Source organism: Saliphagus sp. LR7 (genome assembly GCF_003344565.1).
Lineage (GTDB): Archaea > Halobacteriota > Halobacteria > Halobacteriales > Natrialbaceae > Saliphagus > Saliphagus infecundisoli.
On sequence record NZ_QPND01000001.1, the window covers coordinates 405,423 to 429,597 of the forward strand.

22 protein-coding genes and 1 tRNA gene are annotated in these 24,175 nt (G+C 68.9%); 10 read left to right on the forward strand and 13 right to left on the reverse strand.

Features of this window, described 5'->3' with window-relative positions; translation table 11 throughout:
* The first annotated feature begins 19 nt into the window (after positions 1-19).
* A complete protein-coding gene (locus DVH23_RS02145) occupies positions 20-985 on the forward strand; it encodes a TIGR00269 family protein (RefSeq protein WP_114575779.1) in 966 nt (321 codons plus the stop codon).
* Between the two features lie 123 nt (positions 986-1,108).
* Here the strand turns inward: DVH23_RS02145 and ftsZ are convergent, their stop codons facing one another.
* From ftsZ to DVH23_RS02160, 3 genes are all read right to left on the reverse strand, one after another.
* Positions 1,109-2,287: a cell division protein FtsZ gene (gene ftsZ, locus DVH23_RS02150; protein WP_114575780.1), complete on the reverse strand. Its 1,179-nt coding sequence runs from the start codon at positions 2,285-2,287 to the stop codon at positions 1,109-1,111.
* 3 nt (positions 2,288-2,290) lie between these two features.
* Positions 2,291-2,473, reverse strand: a complete 183-nt coding sequence (locus DVH23_RS02155; protein WP_114575781.1) for a ribbon-helix-helix domain-containing protein — start codon at positions 2,471-2,473, stop codon at positions 2,291-2,293.
* Between the two features lie 189 nt (positions 2,474-2,662).
* Complete coding sequence (locus tag DVH23_RS02160) at positions 2,663-3,217, reverse strand: zinc ribbon domain-containing protein (RefSeq protein ID WP_114575782.1); 555 nt, start codon at positions 3,215-3,217, stop codon at positions 2,663-2,665.
* A 130-nt stretch (positions 3,218-3,347) separates the two neighbouring features.
* On the opposite strand from DVH23_RS02160, the gene DVH23_RS02165 reads away from it, so the two are divergent.
* The 3 genes from DVH23_RS02165 (at position 3,348) to DVH23_RS02175 (ending at position 6,932) form a co-directional block, all read left to right on the forward strand.
* Positions 3,348-3,421: transfer RNA gene (locus DVH23_RS02165), tRNA-Tyr, on the forward strand.
* Between the two features lie 138 nt (positions 3,422-3,559).
* A complete protein-coding gene (locus DVH23_RS02170; RefSeq protein ID WP_114575783.1) occupies positions 3,560-4,648 on the forward strand; it encodes a type I restriction enzyme HsdR N-terminal domain-containing protein in 1,089 nt (362 codons plus the stop codon).
* 88 nt (positions 4,649-4,736) lie between these two features.
* Entirely contained in the window at positions 4,737-6,932 is a 2,196-nt protein-coding gene (locus tag DVH23_RS02175; protein WP_114575784.1) for a thioredoxin domain-containing protein, read from the forward strand.
* Here the strand turns inward: DVH23_RS02175 and DVH23_RS02180 are convergent.
* The gene (locus DVH23_RS02180) at positions 6,929-7,306 is read right to left on the reverse strand and encodes a thioredoxin family protein (RefSeq protein ID WP_114575785.1); all 378 of its coding nucleotides are present in this window, start codon (positions 7,304-7,306) and stop codon (positions 6,929-6,931) included. The two genes, DVH23_RS02175 and DVH23_RS02180, sit on opposite strands and share 4 nt — an antisense overlap.
* Before the next feature lie 117 nt (positions 7,307-7,423).
* On the opposite strand from DVH23_RS02180, the gene DVH23_RS02185 reads away from it, so the two are divergent.
* Positions 7,424-8,413: a PLP-dependent cysteine synthase family protein gene (locus DVH23_RS02185; protein WP_114575786.1), complete on the forward strand. Its 990-nt coding sequence runs from the start codon at positions 7,424-7,426 to the stop codon at positions 8,411-8,413.
* 52 nt (positions 8,414-8,465) lie between these two features.
* On the opposite strand, the gene DVH23_RS02190 is transcribed toward DVH23_RS02185, so the two are convergent.
* The 4 genes from DVH23_RS02190 to DVH23_RS02205 are packed head-to-tail and all read right to left on the reverse strand — an operon-like array spanning position 8,466 to position 11,842.
* Complete coding sequence (locus tag DVH23_RS02190; protein WP_232833683.1) at positions 8,466-9,353, reverse strand: alpha/beta fold hydrolase; 888 nt, start codon at positions 9,351-9,353, stop codon at positions 8,466-8,468.
* The gene (locus tag DVH23_RS02195; protein ID WP_114575787.1) at positions 9,350-9,883 is read right to left on the reverse strand and encodes a DUF5804 family protein; all 534 of its coding nucleotides are present in this window, start codon (positions 9,881-9,883) and stop codon (positions 9,350-9,352) included. Before DVH23_RS02195 ends, DVH23_RS02190 begins: the two co-directional genes overlap by 4 nt.
* A gap of 45 nt (positions 9,884-9,928) precedes the next feature.
* Positions 9,929-11,113, reverse strand: a complete 1,185-nt coding sequence (locus tag DVH23_RS02200) for a tRNA sulfurtransferase (protein WP_114575788.1) — start codon at positions 11,111-11,113, stop codon at positions 9,929-9,931.
* A gap of 33 nt (positions 11,114-11,146) precedes the next feature.
* Positions 11,147-11,842, reverse strand: a complete 696-nt coding sequence (locus DVH23_RS02205; protein ID WP_114575789.1) for a DUF1405 domain-containing protein — start codon at positions 11,840-11,842, stop codon at positions 11,147-11,149.
* A gap of 130 nt (positions 11,843-11,972) precedes the next feature.
* Between DVH23_RS02205 and DVH23_RS02210 the strand changes: the two genes are divergently transcribed.
* The 3 genes from DVH23_RS02210 to DVH23_RS02220 all read left to right on the forward strand — a co-directional run bounded on the left by DVH23_RS02210 (position 11,973) and on the right by DVH23_RS02220 (position 15,997).
* Positions 11,973-12,320: a hypothetical protein gene (locus DVH23_RS02210; protein ID WP_114575790.1), complete on the forward strand. Its 348-nt coding sequence runs from the start codon at positions 11,973-11,975 to the stop codon at positions 12,318-12,320.
* 119 nt (positions 12,321-12,439) lie between these two features.
* Positions 12,440-13,378, forward strand: a complete 939-nt coding sequence (gene pdxS / locus DVH23_RS02215; RefSeq protein WP_114575791.1) for a pyridoxal 5'-phosphate synthase lyase subunit PdxS — start codon at positions 12,440-12,442, stop codon at positions 13,376-13,378.
* Between the two features lie 291 nt (positions 13,379-13,669).
* Complete coding sequence (locus DVH23_RS02220) at positions 13,670-15,997, forward strand: amino acid permease (protein ID WP_114575792.1); 2,328 nt, start codon at positions 13,670-13,672, stop codon at positions 15,995-15,997.
* Between the two features lie 445 nt (positions 15,998-16,442).
* On the opposite strand, the gene DVH23_RS02225 is transcribed toward DVH23_RS02220, so the two are convergent.
* Both DVH23_RS02225 and DVH23_RS02230 read right to left on the reverse strand, forming a co-directional pair.
* Positions 16,443-16,784, reverse strand: coding sequence for a hypothetical protein (locus DVH23_RS02225; RefSeq protein ID WP_114575793.1), 342 nt, complete (start codon positions 16,782-16,784; stop codon positions 16,443-16,445).
* Positions 16,781-17,659, reverse strand: coding sequence for a homoserine kinase (locus DVH23_RS02230; protein ID WP_114575794.1), 879 nt, complete (start codon positions 17,657-17,659; stop codon positions 16,781-16,783). The genes DVH23_RS02225 and DVH23_RS02230 overlap by 4 nt, the downstream gene beginning before the upstream one ends.
* Before the next feature lie 177 nt (positions 17,660-17,836).
* Between DVH23_RS02230 and DVH23_RS02235 the strand changes: the two genes are divergently transcribed.
* The gene (locus DVH23_RS02235) at positions 17,837-19,144 is read left to right on the forward strand and encodes an NAD(P)/FAD-dependent oxidoreductase (RefSeq protein ID WP_114575795.1); all 1,308 of its coding nucleotides are present in this window, start codon (positions 17,837-17,839) and stop codon (positions 19,142-19,144) included.
* Positions 19,145-19,161: 17 nt separating this feature from the next.
* Here DVH23_RS02235 and DVH23_RS02240 read toward each other — a convergent pair whose 3' ends face one another.
* Positions 19,162-20,016, reverse strand: a complete 855-nt coding sequence (locus DVH23_RS02240; RefSeq protein ID WP_114575796.1) for an ArsR family transcriptional regulator — start codon at positions 20,014-20,016, stop codon at positions 19,162-19,164.
* Positions 20,017-20,254: 238 nt separating this feature from the next.
* On the opposite strand from DVH23_RS02240, the gene DVH23_RS02245 reads away from it, so the two are divergent.
* A complete protein-coding gene (locus DVH23_RS02245; protein WP_114575797.1) occupies positions 20,255-21,730 on the forward strand; it encodes a M23 family metallopeptidase in 1,476 nt (491 codons plus the stop codon).
* 3 nt (positions 21,731-21,733) lie between these two features.
* On the opposite strand, the gene DVH23_RS02250 is transcribed toward DVH23_RS02245, so the two are convergent.
* Complete coding sequence (locus DVH23_RS02250) at positions 21,734-23,005, reverse strand: MFS transporter (RefSeq protein WP_114575798.1); 1,272 nt, start codon at positions 23,003-23,005, stop codon at positions 21,734-21,736.
* 97 nt (positions 23,006-23,102) lie between these two features.
* Positions 23,103-24,119: an NAD-dependent epimerase/dehydratase family protein gene (locus tag DVH23_RS02255; RefSeq protein WP_114575799.1), complete on the reverse strand. Its 1,017-nt coding sequence runs from the start codon at positions 24,117-24,119 to the stop codon at positions 23,103-23,105.
* Positions 24,120-24,175: the final 56 nt, after the last annotated feature.

Below are 24,175 nucleotides of genomic sequence, written 5' to 3' on the forward strand. Positions count from 1 at the left end.
CCCCCGCTATCGGGAGGCGATGGATTGCGATCGCTGCGGCGGGGAGGCCGTGGTCCACGCCGCCTACTCGGGCGCTCACCTCTGTGGCGACCACCTCCGGGAGTCGGTCGAAAAGCGGGTGCGCCGCCGGGTCCGCCGGGACGACCTCGTTCCCCGCGAAGCGACCCCCGAGAACCCCCAAACGTGGGTGATCGGCCTCTCGGGCGGGAAGGACAGCGTCGTCCTCACCCAGGTGCTCCACGAGACGTTCGCCGAGGACCCCCGGATCGAGCTGGTGGGGCTGACGATCCACGAGGGGATCGAGGGCTACCGCGACAAATCGGTCGAGGCCTGCGTCAAACTCGCCGACGACCTCGGAATCCGCCACGAACTCGTGAGTTACGAAGAGGAGTTCGGGATCAGGATGGACGACGTCGTCGAGGACGACCCCGAGAACATGGCCGCCTGTGCCTACTGTGGGGTCTTCCGACGGGACCTCCTCTCGGAGTACGCCGAAAAGCTGGGCGCCGACCTCCTGTTGACGGGCCACAATCTCGACGACGAGGCCCAGACCGCCCTGATGAATATTCTAGAAGGTGACGTCGCCCAGATCGCCAAACACTTCGACGCGAGCCTCGGTCCCCTCTCCGAGCGCGAGGAAAGCGAGGAGTTCGTCCCCCGCGCCAAACCCCTCAGGGACGTCCCCGAGAAGGAAGTCGCCCTCTACGCCCACCTCCGGGACCTGCCCGCCCACATCACCGAGTGTCCCCACGCCAGCGAGGCCTACAGGGGCGAGATCCAGCAGTTGCTCTACGGACTCGAGGAGAACCATCCCGGCACCCGCCACTCGATCATCTCGGGCTACGAGGAACTCGCCGGGATTGCCGCCGGCGAATACAACAGCGAGGGCGGCGCCGATCTCCGGGACTGTGCGGAGTGTGGCTCGACGACGACCCGCGAGATCTGCCGGAAGTGTTCGCTGCTCGAGTCGATCGAGGCCGTCTGAACCTCCTCGAGAGCGGGATCGCTCTCCCTGGGGGACAAAAAGGCCTTCCCGCCGGGAACTGGCCGGGTCCGTCCGTGCGTCAGTCGCGTTCGTGGAGGGCCGGGGGACCGGGGCGATGGAACGTCAGCGGATGACGTCGACGCCGTTCTCGCGGCCGGCCTCGTCGCGGCCGCCGTCGCTCTGGGCGACGCCGGTCGCCGACTCCGCCGCGCGCTCGCTGGCGTCGAACTCGGTCTCGCTCTCGAGGCTCTCCCGGGAGCGGTCGGCCTGCTTCTGGGTCGTCGGACCCAGCACCTGGGCGCTCTGGACGCCCGTCATGATCGCCATCACGCGGACCTTGCCCTTGTAGGACTCCCGGATCCGGGCGCCCCAGATCACGTTCGCGCTCGCCTCGAGGCGTTCGGTGATGGAGTCGGCGATCCCCTCTGCCTCCTTCAGGGTGAGGTCGGGTCCGCCCGTAATGTGGACCAAGCCGCCGGACGCCCCGCGGTAATCGACGTCGAGCAGCGGGTGGTTCAGCGCGTCCTTGACGACCTCCTCGCTTTTGTTCTTGTCCTGGGTCTCCCCGACGAGCATGACCGCGACCCCGCCCTGGTTCATGATCGAGGTCATGTCCGCGTAGTCCAGATTGATCAGCGAGGGCTGGGTGATCGTCTCGCTGATCCCCTTTACGGTCTCGGCGATGATCTGGTCCATCACCGAGAACGCCTTCCCGATCGGGAGGTTGGGGACGTAATCGAGCAGCCGGTTGTTGTCCAGCACGATGATCGAGTCGGCCTCCTCGCGGAGGCTCTCGAGGCCTTCCTCGGCTTTCACCGTGCGGGCGCGCTCGACGTTGAACGGCGTCGAGACCATCCCGACGACGATCGCACCCTGGTCTTTGGCGATCCGGGAGACGACCGGCGCCGCGCCGGTGCCGGTCCCGCCACCCATCCCGGCGGTGACGAAGACGAGGTCCGCATCGCCCAGGACCTCCTTGATCGTGCTCTGGGCCATCTCGGTCGCGCGTTCCCCCATCTGGGGGTCGCCGCCGGCACCGAGCCCGTTCGTGAGCGACTTGCCCACGAGGACCTTGGTGTCGGCCTCGATCATCTTCAGGTGCTGCTTGTCGGTGTTGATCGCGACGGTGTCGGCGCCGTCGACCCCGATGTTGTACAGCCGGTTTACGGTGTTGTTGCCGGCGCCGCCACAGCCGACGATGACGATCCGGGGGTCGCCGAACTCCTCGTCGTCTAAGGCGGCGTCCATCTCACGGGCCTCCTCCTCGGCGTTCTCGAGGGCGTCCTGGACGATGTCCTGCATGAATTATGCCTTGGCCCAGCCGCGTTTGCCCGGTTGGGACTCCTCCCGGCGACCCTCCTGTTCGTTGATCATCTCGCGGACGGCCGCCCGGATCGCCTCGCTCCGGTTGGGGTACTCGCCCGTCTCGACCATCCGTTCGACCTCCTCGATCTGCTGTTTCGGAATCCGCAGTGTCACACGCTCCATTGTTGTATACCCTGTTGGGTAAGACGCGCGCCCTGTCAGACGCGTTCTGTCTTACGCCCGAATCGCACGAAGGCGCTCCCCTGTACCGTGCATGATCGGGCTGTAAGACAATCGTCTTACGCTGATACCCACAACTCCGTCATACATAATAAACGTTTCGGCTCCGGTGAACGTCCGTGTCTTACACCGTCACCCGGGCCGGCGGTCCGGGTCGAGCACGTCCGCCGCCGGCGTCCGACGCCCACAGCCCGGACAGAACGACCAGTCCGATCTGAGCTCGTCTCCACACTCACAGAACGCCCGACGGGACGCCTTCTCGCCGCAGTTGGGACAGTAGACGTGATCCCCGGCGAGGGTCTCCCCACACTGGGTACACCCCACCGGCGTCGCGCCGTCGGACGCTTCGTCGGCGGGCTCCGTCTTACGCACGGTCGTGTTCGTCTCCCCACCCGCAGCGTCCTCGCGAACGACCCCCTCGAGTCCCTCCAGGGAGATCGAGACGTCGACGTCGGGCGCACGTCGTCCGACCCGTTCGTCGAGGCGGTCCTCGACGCGTTCGTCGACGCGCTCGCGGACGAGGTCGTCGATCGACGGCGACGTGCCGACCTCCGTGCGCGATTCCGCGCGGGAGGCGTCCTCGAGGTACGCACGCAGCGCCTCGCGCATGACCTCGCTTTTGGAGGCGTCGAAGGCCTCGATCCCCTCGACGAGGTCATCGTCCGCGCGGAACGTGATCTTGCTCATCGGCGGTTCGATACCTCTCCCTTTCGGCGCCTCCCATATCAATCATTCTCTCGCGTCCGACGTTTGTAACACATCGTCCGCGTTTCGAATGATAACCCTTATGTCCGCCTCACCGATTAGATTTCGGTGACCGCTCTTAGCTCAGCCTGGTAGAGCAGTCGACTGTAGATCGACTTGCCCCCCGTTCAAATCGGGGAGAGCGGACTCGGTTTTCAGCCGATTCTGATTGACCGGACGGCGTCGGCTTATGACGTCGCTTCGCGATCCGGTTCGAAGACCGATAACTCCCCTATATCTGTGAATCGGATACTTTGATAAGAGCGGCCCAAGCAGTTGCAGGACATGGACGAGGAGGCGGTACAGGACTACGTCGAGAAAACCCAGTCCCTGATAGACGCCTCACCGCAGATGGACGAAGCCAACACGAAGGCGGCCGTTTTGCGCGATTTCTTGGATCTACTCGACTGGGAAATCCCCACGAACACGAAACTCGAATACTCGGTCGAGGCGTTTGGACAGACCTACAAAGTCGATTACGCCCTCATCATCGAAGAGACCCCGGTCGCGTTTCTCGAAGCGAAGGGAGTCGATACGTCCTTGACCGCGAAACACGACGAGCAGCTCTCGTCGTACATGACGAACAGGAACGTCAACTACGGGATTCTCACGAACGGCGAACGATACCGCTTCTTCCAGCGGCGCGTCGATGCCTCCAACGTAGACGTCCGGAAAATCAGCGACTCGGAACTCGTCGAACTTCCCGACCAGGGTACGGTTCTGAGAGCCTACACGAGAACCGCCATCGAGTCGGGAGAATCGAGGAAGATCCTCGAAAGAATCAACGAGTTGCGGGAGGCCCGACGGCATCTCGAAGCGGACAAAGACCGGCTGGCAACCGAACTCGCCGAGCTATTGGCCGGCCAGGTTTCGGAAACGGTCCACTCGCTCGCCGAGTCCCAATCGAAGGAGTTGATCGACAGGCTCGTCGAGGACATCGAACGGGAAATAGACTCCGACGAGGTCGTGACGTCCGACGAAAACGAGGGAGTCGAACCGACACCTGCTCGAACCGTTCGGGCCGAGTCGGGGAAGTACGTGATCGAGATTCGGAACGGCAAAACCGATCTCGCCACCGTTACTGGCGACAATCAAAGCGACGTGACGGCGAAAGCGGTGGACTATCTGATCGAGAACCACGATCTGACGTCCGAGATCAAGCCTCTCCCCTATATCCCCGGCCGGGAGAAGGCCATCATCAACGATACGCCGACGTCCCCACACGACGAGGAAGCGATGAGAGCATACCGAGAGTTGACGAACGGCTACCATATCGACACGCACGCCAACAAGGGAGGAAAAATGCGGATCGTAGAGGGACTGGTCGATAAGTGTGGCCTCGCCGTTAGCTTCGAAGGGGAGTGGAACGAGTAGCGGGGCTACGTAATCGGGAGCAACGGCAAGCGTCCCAAACGATCCCGTCGGCCGCGGGCTTTTGGGTACCACGGTCGTAGGGCCGCTTATGGAATCCTCGCCGACCGACCGGAACCGCCTCGACGAAGAGGAGAGCCCCTACCTGCGCCAGCACGCCGACAACCCGGTGAACTGGCAGCCCTGGGATGAGGCGGCCCTCGAGGCCGCCCGCGAGCGCGACGTCCCGATCTTTCTCTCGATCGGCTACTCGGCCTGTCACTGGTGTCACGTCATGGAAGCGGAGAGCTTCGCCGACGAAGAGGTTGCAGAGGCCCTGAACGAGAACTTCGTCCCGATCAAGGTCGATCGGGAGGAACGGCCGGAGGTCGACTCGATCTACATGACGGTCTGTCAGTTGGTGACGGGACGGGGTGGCTGGCCGCTGTCGGCGTGGCTCACCCCCGAGGGAAAGCCGTTCTACGTCGGCACCTACTTCCCGCGGGAGGCCCGCCAGGGGCAACCGGGCTTTCTCGAGCTCCTCTCCGACATCGGCCGCTCCTGGGAGCGAGAGCGCGAGGAGGTCGAGAACCGCGCCGAGCAGTGGACGGAGGCGGCCCGCGACCGGTTGGAGGAGACCCCCGGCGCCGACGACGGCACCGAACCGCCGACGAGCGACCTGCTCGAGTCGGCCGCCGAGGCCGCCCTCAGAGGAGCCGACCGCGAGCACGGCGGCTTCTCCTCGGGCGGCCCGAAGTTCCCCCAGCCCGCCCGGATCCGGGCGCTGTTTCGCGCATACGACCGGACCGGCCGCGAGCCCTTCAAGGAAGTGGGTCTCGAGGCCTTAGAGGCGATGGCCGCCGGGGGACTCTACGACCACGTCGGCGGCGGCTTCCATCGCTACTGCGTGGATGCCGACTGGACGGTGCCCCACTTCGAGAAGATGCTGTACGACAACGCCGAGATCCCCCGGGCGTTCGTCGAGGGCTACCGGCTGACGGGCGAGCGCCGGTACGCCGAGGTCGTCCGCGAGAGCCTCGAGTTTGTCGAACGCGAGATGAGCCACGACGACGGGGGCTTCTTCAGCACCCTCGACGCCGAGAGCGAGGACGAGAGCGGCGACCGCGAGGAAGGCGCCTTCTACGTCTGGACGCCCGAGACGGTCGGGGAGGCGATCGAAGATGACCTCGAGGCCGACCTCGCCTGCGCCCGCTACGGGATCACCGAGTCGGGCAACTTCGAGGGTCAAACCGTGCTGACGATCTCGAAGGGAGTCGAGGAGCTCGGAGAGGAGTTCGACCTCACGCCTACGGAGGTCGAGGAACGCCTCGAGTCGGCCCGCCAGACGCTGTTTCTCGCCCGCGAGAACCGACCCCGACCGCCCCGCGACGAGAAGGTGCTCGCGGGCTGGAACGGCCTGATGATCTCGGCGTTCGCCGACGCGGGCCTCGCCCTCGACGCGGGGGAGTTCACCGAGCGCGCGGTCGAGGCCTGCGAGTTCGTCCGTGAGGAGCTCTGGAACGCCGACACGGGCCGGCTCGCCAGACGATACAGGGACGGGTCCGTGGGAATCGACGGCTACCTCGAGGACTACGCCTTCCTCGCGCGGGGAGCCCTCGACTGCTATCAGGCCACCGGCGACCCCGAGCACCTGGCCTTCGCCCTCGACCTCGCCCGGACGATCGAGGTGGAGTTCTTCGACGCCGACCGGGGAACGCTCTACTTCACCCCCGAGAGCGGCGAGTCGCTGGTGACCCGCCCCCAGGAACTGGGCGACCAGTCCACGCCGTCGGCGACCGGCGTCGCCTGCGAGCTCCTGTGCGCGCTCGATCCCTTCGCCGACGACGACTTTTCGGGGATCGCCGAGACCGTCCTCGCGACCCACCGGAATCGCCTGGAAGCCAACCCCCTCGAACACGTCACGCTCTGTCTCGTTGCCGACCGTCTCGAGCGGGGTGCTCTCGAGCTGACGGTCGCCGCGGACGCCGTACCCGAAGAATGGCGCCGCCGGATCGGCGAAGCCTACCTCCCCGACCGGCTGCTCACCCGGCGGCCCCCCACCGAGGAGGGACTGGAAAAATGGCTCGGCGATCTCGGACTGGCGGAGGCGCCGCCGATCTGGGCCGGGCGGGCGGCCCGCGGGGGCGAACCGACGATCTACGCCTGTCGCGACCGGACCTGTTCGGCGCCGCTTTCCGACGTCGAGGCGGCCCTCGAGTGGGCCGAAGGCGGAGTCGATGCCGGCGGGCCGGACGACGAACCGAGCGGGGAGGATCCGAGCGAGGACGGCCCCGAAAGTCCGTTCTAACCCTCGAGCTCGGCGTCGATCTCCTCGGCGAGCCAGACCGCCGGCGGAAGCTCCTCCTCCTCGACGAACCGGGTCACCTCCCGGCCCGCGTCGTCCTCGACGACGATCGTCGGAATGTACTCGATGTCGTACTCCTCGACGCCCTCGCCGCGTTTCTCCCGGTCGAGATCGATCTCGACGATCCGATCGTCGGGGATCTCGGCCGCCGCGAGGGCGGCGCCGAAGTCCGGAAGGAGCGCCCGGCAGTCCTTGCACCAGTCGCCGCCCCAGATCCGGTAGGTGAGCTCCTCGCGGTGGGCGGCGAGGGTATCGACGGTCGATTCGTAGGCCGTGGCGTCCCACGTCGGCGTCGGACGCATCGTCTCGAGGCTCATGGGCAACGTTCTCGCCGTGTGGGCTTAACCGCGACGCTCCCGCGCGGACGCCGCGACGCCGGCACGACCTGCCGGGGTCCGCCACGGCTTTCCGTTTCGACCGCCTACCCGGCGGCGATGGACGCCAGCATTCTGGGGACGATCGGGTCGCCCCTCGTCGAGGTCGGCTCGCCGGAGGGCGCGACGGTCGCCGCCAAGATCGAGTCGTTCAACCCCGGCGGCTCGGCGAAGGACCGACCCGCGATGGCGATGATCCGCGCCGCCGAGCGCGAGGGCCGTCTCGAGCCCGGCGACAGCCTCGTCGAGCCCACCAGCGGGAACACGGGGATCGGGCTGGCGCTCGTCGCCGCCGCCCGGGACTACGACCTCACCGTCGTGATGCCGGCCTCGAAATCCGAGGAACGCCGCCGGATCATGGCGGCCTACGGCGCCGAGATCGAACTCGTCGAGGGCGGGATCGACGCCGCCCGCGAGCGCGCCGACGAGATCGAGGCCGCGGGCGCGGTCCAACTCGGCCAGTTCGACAACCCCGCCAACCCCGAGGCCCACTACCGGACGACCGGCGAGGAGGTCGTAGAGCAGGTCGGCGAGCGCGAGGTCGATACCTTCGTCGCTGGCGTGGGAACGGGCGGCACCCTCACGGGAATTGGCCGCCGCCTGCGCGAGGAGTTTCCCGAAATGGAGATCGTCGCGGTCGAACCCGCCCGCAACCCCGTCCTCTCGACGGGCGAGTCGGGCAAAGACGAGTTCCAGGGAATGGGTCCCGGGTTCGTCAGCGAGAACCTCGATACCTCGCTCATCGACCGGGTCGAGACCGTCAAACTCGAGGACGCAGAGGCCGAGTGTCGCCGGCTGGCCCACGACGAGGGCGTCCTCGTGGGCCAATCGAGCGGCGCGACGAGCCTCGTCGCCCGAAGCGAGGCCGACGCGATCGCAGAGCCCGAACGGGAGTGCCCGGAGGTCCCCGACACCTACGAGACGATGGGCGCGAGCGAGGCCGAGACCGACGGCGGGGAGCCCAAGGACTGCCCGCTGGTCGTCACCGTCTTCTGGGACAGCGGCGAGCGCTACCTCTCGACGGGGATGTTCGACGATAGCAGTCAGTAACCGGCTTGCGTACCGAAACGGCGCGGTCGCACCATCGCGCGCATATCGATTCTCACTGGCGACGGGAGCACTCGAGGAACGTCCGGATCAGAGCGACGAACTCGTCGGGCCGTTCCCGGGGCACCCAGTGGCCACAGTCTACGGTCTCGAGGCGAGCGTCCGGGATCTCCGTCGCCGCGCGCTCGGACCAGGCGACCGGGAACAGCGGGTCCGCCCGGCCGTGGACGAGCAGCGTCGGCACGGAGAGGTCGCCGAGGCGATCGGTGTAGTCGGTTCTGGCGGTTCCATCCGATCGGAGTTCGGCCCGGACGAACGCCTCGAACGCCCGGCCCGCGTCCGGCCGACGGGCGCGGGAGACGACGCTCTCGACGAACTCCGGCGGGAGCCCGCCGGGATCCGCGACGACGTTCCCGAGGCCCATCCGGGCGGCCGCCCGCGAGGTGCCAAGCGCCGCCCAGCCGGCGGCGTTCGCTCCCGGGACGTGTGCGAGGGTCTTCCAGAGCGATCCCCCCGGAACCCGCGGGCCGAGCCCGTAACTCCCGACGAGGACGAGCCGATCGACCCGCCCCGGATTCTCCAGGGCGTAGCCGAGGGCGGCCGCCCCGCCCATCGAGATCCCCGCGAGGGCGACGGGTTCGTCGGGAACGACCCGATCCAGAAACCCCCCTAGAAGCCGGGCGTAGGCCGCAGTCGAGTGTTCCTCTCGATCCGGACTGTCGCCGTAGCCCGGCCAGTCGGGAGCGTACACCCGGTGGTCGGTCGCGAGGTCGTCGATCGCGTGGCGCCAGGAGAGGTCGGCGTCGTCTATCCCGCCGCCGTGGAGGAGGACGACCGGCGGCCCGTCGGTGCCCGCGCGCCGGTAGGCCAGTCGCGTCCCGTCGATCGTGGTCGTACCGCTGCCGATGCCCGGCCCGTCGCCGGCGTCGTTCGAGCGGCTCACTGGGAGAACTCCTCCTCGGTCAGCCGGACGACGAGGGTGTCCTCGACCTCCCGGAGGTCGTACTCGGGCAGGTCGCCGTCGGTCCGGCGGACGAACAGGGGTTCGACGAGCCGCGGCGCCGTCTCGACGACCGTTCCGGCCGCCTCACCCGCGTCCTCTCGGCTCCCGTCGCCATCGGACTCCGCCTCGCCATCGGACCGCTCGACGCCGTAGACCTTCAGGTACTCTCCCGTCTCTCCCGGTTCGATCCGACCGTCCCGAAGGGCCTCCGCGAGCGACCGGGAGAGCCACTCGTCGGGGTCGACGCTCGGTTCCTGGACGATCGCCTCCTCGACGAACCTGACGAGGTACCAGTCGAGATCGTTGAGAAAGGAGACCGCGCCACCGACGCTGACCGTCCGGACTGCGATCGAGTTCTCGTAGGGCCGCGAGCGGTCGTAGGTCGCAAGCGCCTCCCGCGAGGTCTCTCGGGAGAGGAGTTCGTAGCGCAGATCGAGATCGTCCTTCCCGAGGAGACAGACGCGCGTCACGCCCCGAGGTGGGGCCGGCGGCGTAATGGGGGTTTCGCTCGCCAGTCAGGGCTCAACGACGGTGGCCTCGCTGGCCGCCCGCTCGGCGCGCGCCGCGAGGTCGTCGGGTTCGACCTCGAGCAGCCGATCGAGGCGGGCGTTGGTCTCGGCCTGGTCGGGCGCGATCCGGTTGCAGCCCGCGTCGATCGTCGACTCCTCGAACGTGCCGATCTCGCGGGCCGTGGCGATGATCTCCTGTTTGTCCCACGCCAGCAGCGGCCGGTGGATCGGGAGGTCGGTCACCCCGTCGGTCACGGCGAGGTTCCGGACGGTCTGGCTCGACTTCTGGCCGATCGCCTCCCCCGTGACGATCCCGCGGGCACCCGTCCGCCCGGCGACCCGTTCGGCGATGAGGTAGAAGAACCGTCTGAGAGAGAGCATCCGCCCCTGCTCCATCGTCTCGGCGAGGTGGGCGACCGTCTCGCCGCCGGGAACCCGGTAGACGCTCAGGTCCGTGTTGGGCGCGTACTCCGCGAGCCGGGAGACGGTCTCGATCGCGCGGGCCTCGTGATCGGGGCCGCCGTAGTCGCCCAGATCGACGTACACCGGGACGACGGGGCTCCCCCTGCGCATGGCCTCGTAGGTCGCGACCGGCGAGTCGATCCCGCCGCTGACGAGCGCGACCAGGGGTGCCTGGGTCCGAAGCGGGAGTCCGCCGGGACCCTCCTCGACGTCCAGCGAGAGGAAGGCGACGTCGCCGTGGACCTCGACCGCGAACGTGAGATCCGGGTCGTCGAGATCGACCTCTGGTTCGAACTCGCCTTCGTCCTCGACTGCTCGCCAGACGGCGTCGCCGCCCTCGCGGGCGACGTCCTGGCTCGTAAACGGGAGCTCCTTGTTCGCCCGGCGGGCGTCGATCGCGAAGCTCCCCTCCTCGTAGCGCTCTCGGGCGACCTCCGCGAGCGCGTCGGTGATCGCGTCGAGATCGGGTTCGGTGGTCAGACAGGCGCTCGCCGAGACCACGCCGAAGGCGTCGCTTGCGGCCCCGCGGGCCTCGACGATCCGGCCGGGATCGGTGTGGACCAGCGGGCGATTCCATCGGCGTTCGACCTCCCCTGGGATCCCCCGATCGGCGAGCAGCGCTTCGACGTTCTCCGCGAGGAACCCCTCCATGCGCCGCTTGACGCGGCGGCTCTTCGTGTTGACGTCCCCGTGACGGACGAGGACGGTGTCGGCTCCCGGCGGATACATGGAGAGCGATAGACGGTGGGAGCTATAAGGGGGTCACGGCTTCGTGCCGCGAGCCTCGAGCTTCTTCACTCGAGTCGCGAGCGCGAGAAAGAGCGCCAGCAGCGTAAAGAGGGTCGCGCCCGCGGCGACGGCACCGAGGGCGGTCGCACCGAACCCCATCTCCGTCTCGCGGGCGACCGGGATCGCCGTGTGGTGGTAGGTGCCGACGACCGGGACGAAGAAGTCCACGACCAGATCGATTGCGTACCACGCGAGAGCGACCGCGGCGGCCCAGACCGGAAAGTCGGTGATCCGGTGGAGCACGAGCGCCTGGACGACCATCGCGAGGTGGCTACAGAACAGGAACAGGAACATGAGAGGATGCGTTTGGGCGGTGTAGGTCTCGTAAAAGACCAGCAGGGTGTAGGGGGTCCACAGCCCCAGGATGACGTTCCCGAAGAAGGCGAGCGCGGCCAGCCAGGGGAGGTCGTATCCCAGGCGCCAGGCCGCGAAGGCACAGGCGATCAGCAGCGTCGCCAGCGGACTGTCGGGGACGAACGGCCACATCACCGCCGGCTCGGCGGCGAACTGAGCCCGGTAGTACCAGAAGCCGAAGGCCGTCCCCGCGAGGTTGATCGCGACGACGAGCCAGACCAGGCGAAGCCCGAGGTCCTCGATACGTTTCGGGACCGGAGCGAGGTATCGCGGGAGCGGGTCCCGGTCGGGAACCCGTCCGTCGAGAACCTGCATCGTCGGGAGCGAGGACGGGTCGGGCCAAAACGATGGCGGTTGGGCGCTCGAGGGGAACCCCCGCCGAAGATCGAACCGCCGACGGCGTGAGACCGAACCCGTATCAGCCCCCGGCGGAAATCGCGTGTCGATGGCCGAACCCGTCTCGCTGGACGGACGGACCCTCGTCGGCGTCGAAAACGACGCGGCGGGGGACGTCGGTCCGGACACCGTATTCGAGTTCGAACAGGACGGAAACCGCCTCTCTGCCACCTACTCCGGAGGGAGCGTCGTCGAGGGCCACCTCCTCGGAACGATCGAGGAGGACCGATGGGACGTCCGGTACGTCCAGGTGACCGCCGACGGCGAGACCGCGACCGGACACTCGGTCGGGGTCGTCTCCCGGCTCGAGGACGGCCGCGTCCGCGTCGAGGACGAGTGGGAGTGGGAGTCGAAGTCCGGCAGCGGAACCTCGGTCCACGAGGAGATCGAGGCGTAGCGACCGGGCAAGGGAGCCGGAAACCACCGCAAAACGCCGTTTCCCCCGATCGACGGAACGGATGATCCTGACACGCACGGAACGGACACGCGTAAGTGCGCCCGGTCCAAGCCGTAGGTATGTCAGAGGAAACCGGCGCCGGCGCTGACGCCGACTCCGACCTGGATCTCGAGGGACTCCGACGCGGGACCGACCTCGTCAAGCGCGGGTTCGCCCGGATGCAGAAAGGCGGCGTCATCATGGACGTCGTGACCCCCGAACAGGCCCGAATCGCCGAGGACGCCGGCGCGGTCGCCGTGATGGCCCTGGAGGCGGTGCCCGCGGACATCCGCAAGCGCGGCGGCGTCGCCCGGATGGCCGACCCCGGGCAAGTAAGGGAAATCGTCGAGGAGGTCTCGATCCCGGTGATGGGCAAGTCCCGGATCGGCCACCGGAAGGAAGCTGAGATCCTCGAGGCCGTGGGCGTGGACATGATCGACGAGAGCGAAGTCCTCACGCCGGCGGACGACGCCTACCACATCGACAAGCGGGAGTTCACCGCGCCGTTCGTCTGTGGCGCCCGCGATCTGGGCGAGGCCCTCCGGCGGATCGGCGAGGGCGCGGCGATGATCCGCACCAAGGGCGAGGCGGGCACCGGCGACGTCAACCAGGCGGTCCACCACCAGCGAACCATTCGAGGAGCGATCGCCGAACTCGAGGGCAAGAGCCACGAGGAACGGGAAGCCTACGCCCGCGAGATCGAGGCGCCCGCCGAACTGGTCCACGAGGCGAGCGAGATGGGGCGGCTCCCCGTGGTGAACTTCGCCGCGGGCGGGATCGCGACGCCCGCCGACGCGGCGCTGATGATGCACCACCAGTGTGACGGCATCTTCGTCGGCAGCGGGATCTTCGGCGCCGAGAACCCCGAGGCGATGGCCGACGCGATCGTTCGGGCGGTGAACTCCTGGGACGACCCCGAGGCCCTCGCGGAGATCTCGGCTGGCCTCGGCAAGGGAATGCGCGGCGACGCGAACGTCGACCTTCTCGAGGAGGAGAAGCTCCAGGGGCGGGGCGTCTGATACGGATTGCTGTAACGATTTACCGGCGAAACCGTGACCGTTCCGCGTTTCGCCGGTAATGACTTATACCGGTCCGTATGAGTCGGGTTCCGGAGTCGACGTCCTCCCACTGGGCGGAGGAAACCGTGCTCGCGGGTGAACCAACCCCACTTATGGCCTCCGAGCCGAGACCACGACGCATGACGGATCACCGCGTAGCTCGAGTTACCCCGAAACCGACGTCACCCGGGCAATCGCGCCCGTGAGACGCGTGTTCCGCGACACGAACCCCCTCAGACGGAACGCCACGCGATGAGCGACGAGGAACTCGCCAAGGACCTCGGCCCGCTGGCGGCGCTGACGATCGGGATCGGGACGATGATCGGCGCCGGGATCTTCGTCCTCCCCGGGACGGCGGTTGCGCGGGCCGGCCCGCTGGCGGCGGCCACGTTCGTCCTCGGGGGCGTCATCGCCCTGTTCACGGCGCTTTCGGCCTCCGAGCTGGGGACGGCGATGCCCAAATCCGGCGGCGCGTACTTCTACATCAACCACGCGCTCGGGCCGCTGTTCGGCTCGATCAGCGGCTGGGCCAACTGGCTCGGGCTGGCCTTTGCCTCCGCCTTTTACATGTACGGTCTCGGCGAGTACGTCAACAGCTTCGTCGGCCTCTCGGCGCTCGAGGTCGGTCCGGTCGTCCTCCAGGCCGCCCAGCTCATCGGGCTGGTCGGGGCCCTGGTTTTCATCGCCGTCAACTACTTCGGGGCCAAGGAGACGGGAGGCCTCCAGATCGTCATCGTGACGCTCCTGATGGCGATCCTCGCGATATTCACCGTTATCGGGCTCGCGAACGCCGACCTCGAGAGCCTCACCCCGATCGCGCCGCCGGGAGCGACCGGGGAGGTGCTGCCGGTGACCGCCGTCGTCTTCGTCTCCTACCTCGGGTTCGTCCAGATCACCTCGGTCGCAGAGGAGATCAAGGATCCGGGACGCAACCTCCCCCGGGCGGTCATCGGCTCCGTCCTCATCGTCACGGCGGTCTACGCGCTGTTTCTGGTCGTGCTCCTCGCGGCGGTGCCGACCGACCTCGTCGCGAACAACGAGACCGCCGTCGTCGACGCCGCACGGCTGCTGTTCGGGCAGTACAGCCTCTTCGGGTTCGACTTCGGCGCCGTCGGTTGGGCGCTGTTGTTGTTCGGCGGGTTGCTCGCGACGGCCTCCTCGGCGAACGCCTCGATCCTCTCGTCGTCGCGGATCAACTTCGCGATGGGCCGCGAGAAGATCGTGACGCCGTCGTTGAACGAGATCCATCCCCGATTCGGTACGCCCTACAAGTCGATCGCGATCACGGGCGCGCTCATCCTCCTGTTCTTGCTCGTCGGCAACCTCGAACTGCTGGCGACGGCGGGCTCCGTGCTCCACCTGATCGTCTACGGCCTGTTGAACCTCGCCCTGATCGTGATGCGGGAGGCCGATCCGGCTGGCTACGATCCCGACTTCGAGGTGCCGCTGTACCCGGTCGTCCCGATCGTCGGCGCGGTGACGTCGTTCGCGCTGATCGCGTACATCGAACCCCTCGTGATCGGGCTCTCGGCCGGGCTCGTGGGCTTCGCCGCGCTCTGGTATTTCGTCTACGCCCGCACTCGCGTCGAGAGCCCGGGCGTGCTCGCGGGCTGGGTGCTCGATCGCTCCGAGGACCTCCCCGACTCCGCAGTGTCGGTGACGACGTCGGTCCAGCCCGGCGGCGACGACTACCGCGTCATGGTGCCGCTTTCGAACCCGGCGACCGAGAAACACCTCATCACGCTCGCGTCGGCCATCGCCAGCCGGCGAAACGGGACCGTCGTCGCGGTCAACGTCGCGAACGTCCCCGATCAGACGACGCTCTCGGCCGCCCGCGACCGGGGCGCACACGACGCCGCCCGCGACCTCCTCGAGCGGGCCCAGGCGGACGCCGAGACGTTCGGCGTCGACGTCGAGACCCACGTCGTCCTCTCTCACCGCACGTTCGAGGAGGTGTTCGACGCGGCACGCACCTACGGCGCCGACCTCGTCGTGATGGGGTGGGGCGAGGACTCCCACGGCGCGCCCGGGCGTGCGGAGTCGGCGATCGACGAACTCGCCCACTCGCTGCCCGCCGACTTCCTCGTGGTCCGGGATCGGGGCTTCGACCCCTCCCGGATCCTGGTTCCGACCGCCGGCGGCCCCGACTCCGACCTCTCGGCCGCGATCGCCCGCACCCTCGCCGCCGAGTTCGACGCCGAGGTGACCCTGTTGCACGTCGCCGACGACGCCGACGACGGCCGGGCGTTCCTCTCGGAGTGGGCCGGCGAACACGGCCTCCCCGACGCCGAACTCCGCGTCGAGACCGGCGACGTCGAGCGCCACATCGAACGGGCCGCCGAGGACGCGACCCTGCTCATCATCGGCGCGACCGAGACCGGCTTTCTCTCCCGGCTGTTTCGGGGTTCGCTGGTACTCGGCGTCCTCGAGGACGTCGACTGCTCGGTGCTGCTCGCCGAGAAGAAACACGACCGCGGCATGATCGACCGGCTCGTCGGCTCCGGGCGACGAACCAAGACCCCCCCGGAGACCGCCGGTGGAGAGTCCCCGGCGGCCGCTCTCGAGACCGACGAGGAGTAGGGGCGACACGCTTATCCGCGAGTGTCACTGATTATCACACGTCGGCCCGCTGCGGCCGGCGTCACTCTCGCGCGTCGCACGACCGCCCCCGACATGCCACTCACGGGGGCGGTTTTCTTTCCCCGCGTTCCCGCTAGCTGAACCCCGTCGCGCCTTTCTGTCCCTCGAGTTCGCCCTCCCGTTCGTCGTCATCGTCGCCATCGCCGGAATCGGCATCCTCGTCCCGCGAGGGGCGCGGCGAGCGGGACCGGTAGGTCGCGGCGGCGACCGTGACGACCGCGAGCGCGCCGAACCCGCCCCGGACGGAGAGGGGAGCTCCCAGGAACGCCGAACGACGCTTCCGACCAGACTGACGAGTGCGATCGTACCGTAGGCGTTCGGCCGGGGGATCGAGCGATCCACCATACCCCGACTCGTGTCGCCTCCGGTAAATAACTCGTCCCGCTCACCGGCGACCGGAGCGTCCGAACGCAGTGCTTCCGGCCAGAACGAGGAGATACGCCGCCAGCGCCCCGACGACCGCAGGGAGGACCACCGACGGCGCGAGGACGGCCCCGAGAGCGACGCCTGAAAGCGCGAGAACGACCGAGGCCGCCTGCACGGCGGGGCGCTCCCAGCGACGCCGGACCGCTTCCGGGTCCCGCGACGCGACGAGCTCGAAGCCGACCGTTCCGAGCGCGCCGAGGGCCAGCCAGCCGGGGGTGAGCCTGGCCCCGACGGCGGCGAGGACGACCCCGGCCGCGACCAGCACTGCCCCGGCGAGGGCGGCGTCCCGCCGGGCGGTCACTCGTAGAGCCGGGCGCCCTCGCCGATCGCGGTCTGGTAGGCCCGGCTCTCGACGCCGCGGGCGTCGAACGCATCGAGCATCGCGCCGGCGACGCTCCGGCGGTTTCCCTCCCGGCAGACCGCGAGCAGGGTCGGGCCCGCGCCGCTTACGGTGACGCCGGTCGCCCCCGCGTCGAGGGCCGCCTCGCGGGCGTCCCCGTAGCCCTCGATCAGCGCGACCCGTTCGGGAGTGACGATCCCGCCGTCCATCCCGCGGCCGACAAGCTTCGGGTCGTCCCTGGTCATCCCGACCGCGAGCGTCGAGGCGTGGCCGACCGTCTCGACGACGTCCTCGATCGGCGCCGACCGCGGGACGACCTCGCGGGCGTCCCGAGTCGAGACCGATGCCTCGGGGAGACAGGCCACGATCGGGAGCGAGGCGTCGACGCGGACGACCTCGCCGCCCGCGACGATCGTGAACCCTCCGAGCAGGGCGGGCGCGACGTTGTCGGCGTGGGCGATCCCCGAGACGACCTCCTCGCCCTCGGCAGCGATCGGGACGAGTTCCTCCCGCGAGCGTCCCCGATCGTAGAGTTCGTTCAGCGCGACCGCGGCGCCCGCCGCGCTTGCGGCGGAGGAGCCCAGCCCGGAGGAGGGTCTGACGCCCTTGTCGATCTCGATGTGGGCCGGCGCGTCAAGGGCGTCGGCGACGGCCCCGACGGTGTTCTTTGCGGGGTCCTCGGGGATGTACTGGCTGCCGACCCCGGTGACCGTGATCGTGGTCTCGGGGGCGCGTTCGACCCGGATCACGTCGGCGGGCCGGTCGAGCGCGATCCCGAAGACGTCGAAGCCGCTTCCGAGGTTCGCGCTCGTCGCGGGGGCCCGCACGGTGAGCATACCCGCTGTTCAGACAGTGTGGCAAAAAAGGTAGCGACAGCGGCCGAACTTCGGCTCCGGGCGTCGCTACCGCCTCCCGGAGTCCCGGAGACGATCCCCGCCAAACACTGGGCGGCTCCCGCCCCGGCGGCGCCCCCGCTTCGCAACCCCCAAGGACCGCCCCCCGAAACGGCGACCATGATCGGCGTCGTCGGCGGCGGCCTCGCGGGGCTCGCGGCGGCCTACCGCCTCCGGGAAGCCGGCCGCGAGGTCCGGGTGTTCGAGGCCGGCGACGAGGTCGGCGGCCTCGCCCGGAGCTACGAGACCGCCGGCGACCCCATCGAGGCCTTCTATCACCACCTCTCGAGGGCCGAGGAGACGATCCTCGAGCTCGCCGACGGGCTCGGCGTCGAGGTCGACTGGCGCGTCGGCCGAACGGCGACGTACGCCGACGGCGTCGTCCACCCCCTCGACACGCCCTGGCAGATCCTCGCGTACCCGCGGCTCTCGACGATCGACAAGCTTCACCTCGCCGCGCTCGTGAGCGAGATCGACGTCCGGTTCGACGGCATAGTCCCGAGAATCGAGCGCTACGGCGATCTGGAGGAGTACGACGACGTCCCCGCCGAGACCTTCCTCCGGGAGCGGACCACCGACCGGGTCTACGAGAACTTCTGGGCGCCCCTCCTCGAGGCGAAGTTCGGCTCGCGGGCCGACGAAGTGAGCGCGGCCTGGCTGCTCGGCCGGGTCCGCTTTCGGGGCGAGCGGGACCTCCTCCGGGGCGAGATCCTGGGCTATCCCGACGGCGGGATCGGCGTCCTCGTCGACGCCCTGATCGACGCCGTGGGCCGGGAGACCATCGAGACGGGCGCGCGAGTGACCGAACTCTCTCCTGGCGACGCGGTCGAATCCCTGACCGTCGAGCGCGACGGGAAGCGGGAACGCCACGAGGTCGACGGGGTCATCGTCGCCGCGATGCCCTCCGTCCTCGAGAGCCTGACGGGCTACGAGTGCGGGATCGAGTTCCAGGGGACGATCTGTTCGGTCGTGAGCGCCGAGCAGTCGCTCACCGATACCTACTGGCTCAACCTCGCCGACGAAACCCCCTTCGGCCTCTTCGTCGAGCACACGAACTTCATCCCGCCCGAGCGCTACGGCGGCGAACACCTCTACTACCTCGCGAGCTACGTCCAGAACCCCGACGAGGAGCTCTGGGGGCTCTCGAACGGGGAAGTCGAGCGCCGGTGGCTCCGCGGCGTCGCCGACCTCTTTCCCGAGTTCGATCCCGAGAGCACGAACTGGGTTCGGACCGCGAGGAACCCCCAAACCGCGCCGGTCTACGACCTGGGTTATCTCGACCGGGTGGTTCCGTACGACCTCGCGGAGGAGGTCGTAGACGGCGTCTACTACGCCGGGATGGCAAGCCGGGCGCAGTATCCCGAGCGGAGCCTGAACGGGGCGATCGAGGCGGGGTTTGCGTGTGCGGATCAGATCCTCGGGCACTAAAGGCGCGGGACGGACGCCTACTCCGCCGACCGAACCTCGCGGACCGCGAGAGCTTCGTCGATCACGACCGTCACGGACACCGCCTCGATCTCGACGGCGAGCAGCGGCGGCTCCCGGGACTCGACCCGCGCCGTCGTCTCGGGGAGCTCCCAGCAGTACCTCCCGGTCTCGACGCCCGCCTCCCGGAGGACGGAGGCGACCCGTTCGTCCCCCCGGATCGCCGCGAGGGCGTCGATCCCGACGACGAACGGACAGACGTCGCAGCCGATCCCGACGTAGTGGGCCTCCGAGCCGACCGCATCCGGGCGGAGATCGACGGTCGTCGATCCCGCACAGTGAGGACACTGGCCCCCGCGGGCGAGTTCGAGGTGGTGGCGGACGCGATCGGAGAGCGCCTCGAGCACCGCCTCGCCGTCCCGGCCCTCGAACCCGTTTCGCGGGAACGGGTACGTGAACCCCGGCCACCGCTCGCAGGCGTCGCAGTCGAGCGAGGCGAACCCGCGCTCGTACTCGAGAGCGAGGGCCGACCCACAGGCCGGACAGGCGGCGTCGATCGAGCCAGGATCGGGTTCGATAGAACTGGTCGGCCGGTGGGCCAGCACCGCCCGGTAGAGCGCCGTCGCGCTCGCGGTGGGGACGTAGCCGCCCTCGACCTTGCGGACGTACGCGCCACGCAGCCGCTGGAGGTGGTAGTTGAACCGGCCGCTGTCCTCGACCCCGACGGCGGCCATCAACTCGGCGTACCCCACGGGCTCGGTGTAGATCGCTTCCCACTCGGCGAGCAGGGCCAGCAGGATCTCGAGGCGGAGGTCGTGCCCGAGGAGGGCGAACGCCTCCCGGGCGTCCGCGGGGAGGTCCTCGTCCGTTCCCATACGCGGCGATACGCCGCGATCCGGATGACGATTCCGGATCGTCGTGACACTGCCTCACGTGAAACGAAGTTCACAGAACGGTTACGTTGCCGACCGTCGTCCGTCGACTCATGAACCGGCGGGAACCGCACGGACGGCCCGGACGCGCAGATCAGCCGTCGCGTCGGACGAGCGTGGAGGGAGAACCGAGAACTCGGCTGGACGGGACTGGCCGGGAACCGGACGGGGGGAGGCGGCGATGACGGGTGCCGACAGGGAGCCGTCGGGAGACCGGGCGACCGAAGTTCGACGTCGGCTCCGGGAACTCGACCCCGCCCGGGTCGGCTTCCTGGGCGTGCTCTCGGTTCCGGGCTACCTGTTCGAGTCGCTCGAGTTCATGCGGCCGTTCGCGCTCTGTTTCCTCGCGTTCTTCTGGGTGTGGATCGGACCGCTCCTCGACTACGCCCTGGCACGCCGCGCCGACGGGCCGGCCGAGCCGACCGACTGGATCCACATGGGCGATCGTGGCGAGTGGCTCGTCGCCTATCTCTCGATCCCGCTGGCCGTCCTGAACCCCCTCGCGATGGTCCAGGACCTGTTTCAGCTGGCCGGGTCGGCCGTCGCCGTCGTGCGGTATCGCGGGTCGATCCCCGCGAGCCCGCGGTCGGCGTATCGCCTCCCCGTTGCCGGCACCTGGACCGTCGTCAACGGCAGTACCGAGAAGGACCACTCCCACTCCTGGTTCCCCGCGAACCAGCGCTACGCCTACGACCTCGTCGTCACCGACGACGACGGCCGGACGCGCCCCGAGGGAACCGACCCGGCGACGGCCGACTACTACTGCTACGACGAACCCGTCCTCGCGCCGGCGGACGGCGTCGTCGTCGACGCCCTCGACACCGACCTCGAGCCGGCGCGTGCGGGGGGGTTTTCCCATCCGCTGAAACGGGACATCCGGGGCAACTACGTCACGATCCAGCACGGCCCGGAGGAGTACAGCTGTCTGGCCCACCTCGTCCCCGGCAGCGTCGCCGCTTCCCCCGGCGAGCGCGTCGCCCGCGGCCAGCCGGTCGGGCGGGTCGGCCACTCCGGGAACTCCTCGGAGCCACACCTCCACTGCCAGTTCCAGGACCACCCCGTCTTCGAGATGGCCGCCGGCCAGCCCCCGCTGTTCGAGAACGTCACCGTCGAGTCGCCGTGGACCGACGACGCTGCCGGAGCGTCCGCCGCCGGTCCCGACGGGGAGAGACCTCCCGACGACGCGACCACGATCACTGCCGGACAGCGCGTGACCTCGAGGGCCGACGAGGGCCCCGAGGACGACGTCGACGGCGCGACGACGGCCGGACGCGAAGCCGTCGCCGCCGCGGAGCGGGCGGCGTTCGGGGTCGCCGTCGGCGGCGTCGTAGCGTTCGCAGCCGGCCTCGCCGTCCCGAGGATCGCGGTCGGGATCGGGCTCGCCGGGCTCGCGGTCGTCGGCCTCGCCATCCGAGTTCTCGCCGGGACCGATCGGGTCCGGCGACCCGGCGGGCTCGGTGCCCCGCTGGGGCTCGGGCTGGTCGCCGCGCTCTGGACGGTCGGTCCGGCGACGGTCCGGTCGCCGGCCGGGCTCGTCCTGGCCGGGTTCGCGGTCTACACGCTGGTCGCGACGGTCGATCGCTACCGGCTGAAACGGGCCTTCGGGACCGGCGAGACGGCCCGGGAATCCCGACGACGAGCGGGATCGAACGCATAGGAATCAGTCGTCGGCCGTCGCCTCCTCGCCGACGCTCCAGAGCACCCGATCGACGCCGGCGGCGAGGGCGACCGCCAGCGAGGCGCCGACGAGTGCGAAGCCCGCGAGCATCGCGAAGAACAGTTCGAGCGAACTCCCGAGGACGAAGCCGCCGATGGCGATGCTCGCGGCGCCGAAGCCGAACTCGCCGAGATAGGTGTAACCGTAGGAGAGCCCGCGGCCGTCCGGCGGGGTGTAGACCGCGACGGCTTCCTGGTAGAACGGCTGGATGGCAAAGAGAAAGAAACCCAGCACGGCACAGTAGGCCACGATCACGGGAAGTCCGAGCCCCGAGACGGGGACGAACGCGAGCGCGAGGAGAGCGAGGATCGCGAAGATGGCGGCGAGTCCGCGGGCCGCCCGGATCCGGTCGGTCAGCTTCCCGCCCGCGTACTGGCCGGCCATCCCGACGACCAGGAGGGCGACGTAGACGTACTGGCCGGGTTCGATGCCCTCGAGGCCGGCGCCGAGATCGACGCCGTCCATCGCGGGAAGCCCCTGAAGGATCTCGGGGAGGTAGGTGAGCGTCCCGCGGTAGAACAGGCCCTCGAAGGTGACGAGGACGAAGACGATCGCGAACGCGCTCGCAAAGAGCGCCCGGGAGCTCCCGAGCAGTTCCGCGGGCGAGAGCGACTTGGTCGATTCCTCGTCGGTGGTCTCGGCGGCGGCCTGGGGGTCGAACTCGGCTCGTAGCCCGTAGGCGACCGCGACCAGCCCCGGAAGGGCGAGGAGGGCGGCGACGTACTGCCACTCGAGGACGATCAGGAGCGTCGCGGCGACGAACGGGCCGAGGGCGATGCCGACGTTGCCGGCGATCCCGTGCCAGGCGAACACCGTCCCGCGCTCTTCGACCCCCGTCGAGATCAGCGAGAGGCCGGCGGGGTGGTAGACGCTGGCGGCGACTCCCCACAGCACGAGGCCGACGGCGATCGCGTAGATCGACTCCACGAGAGCGGCGGCGGCGATCGCGAGGAAGGCGAGGCTCATTCCGGCGAGACACGAGAGAATGAGCCGCTTGGTGCCGAAGCGATCGGCGAGGATCCCCCCGGGGAGCGCGCCCAGGCCGAAGGGGGCGTAGCCGAGCGCGACGACGACCCCGACGAGGGCGACGCCGACGTCGAACTCGGCGAGCCAGACGACCAGGAAGATCGGGATCGACGTCTCGAACCAGTGGACGAGCGCGTGGCCCGTCATCGTGAAGCCGGCGATCGACCGGTCGTTCGAATCGAGTGCCACGAGTGGGTCTTGGGCCAGAAACGCCCCCGGAACTACTTAGCGGCTCGGATAGCCGGCGGCGCTTTCGGGGGCCGACCGGCTCGTGGCCGGCACCTGGCTACGAACCGCCGTCGAACGACTCGAGGAACTCCTCTCGGGATCCCCGCCAGGCCTCGATCAGACGGTCGTAGAAAGGGTCCGCCTCGGCGTCGTCGATCCGGTCGTGCTCGTCGAGATGGGTTACGGTTCGCTCGACGCCGCGCTCCCAGTCGATCGTGTACTCGAAGTCGAGGTCGCGTTCGGCCTTCGAGTTGTCGAACAGCGTGCTGTACTGGAGGAAGTCCTCGAGGAGATCCGTCCGCTCGGGCGCGGCCTCGATGAGGACGTCGGTCGGGATCGAGACGAGATCGGGCTCGGGGGCGTCGAGGGCGTCGGCGACCTTCCGGTGGTAGACCTCCCAGGTCATCACCTCCTCGCTCGTGACGAGGTAGTCCTCGCCGTAGGCGCGCTCGTTGCCGACCGCGTTGACGAACGCGCGGGCGACGTCGTCCCGGTGGCAGGGGCCCCACAGTCCCGAGCCGTCGCCGTGGACGACGATCGGCTTCCCGCGACGGATCCGGTCGATGTAGGCCGTGTCGCTCCCGAGGGTGTGGAGGATCGTCCCGCCCTCGCCGTAGGTAGACCACGGACGGAGGATCGTCGTCTCGAAGGCCTCCTCGCGGTGGGCCTCCATGAACAGGTCCTCACAGCGGGCTTTCTTGGTGCCGTAGTCGGTCGGCGGCGAGCGCGGGCCGTCCTCGTCGATCGGGAGCGAGTCGGCCGGCCGGCTGTACACCGACTCGGTGCTACAGAAGACGAACTGGTCGGTCCGGCCCTCGAACGCGCGGATCGCGCTCTCGGCGTCGGCGGGATCGAAACAGACCATGTCGATCACGCAGTCGGGAGCGAGGTCGGCCATCCGGGACTCGAAGGCGGCGTACTCCGTCCGATCGGCGATCAGGTGGTCGACCGAGCCGGGAAGGTCGGCGTCGGTCTCCCCGCGGTGGACGGCGGTCACGTCGTGTCCCTCGCCGATCAGCTGGCGGACGATGCCGGTGCTGATCAGGCCCGTGCCGCCGATGACGAGTACGTCCATGGCAGGGGTCTATACCGGGAACGGATAACGCCTCGGGAACCGGCCGGATCGGCCGA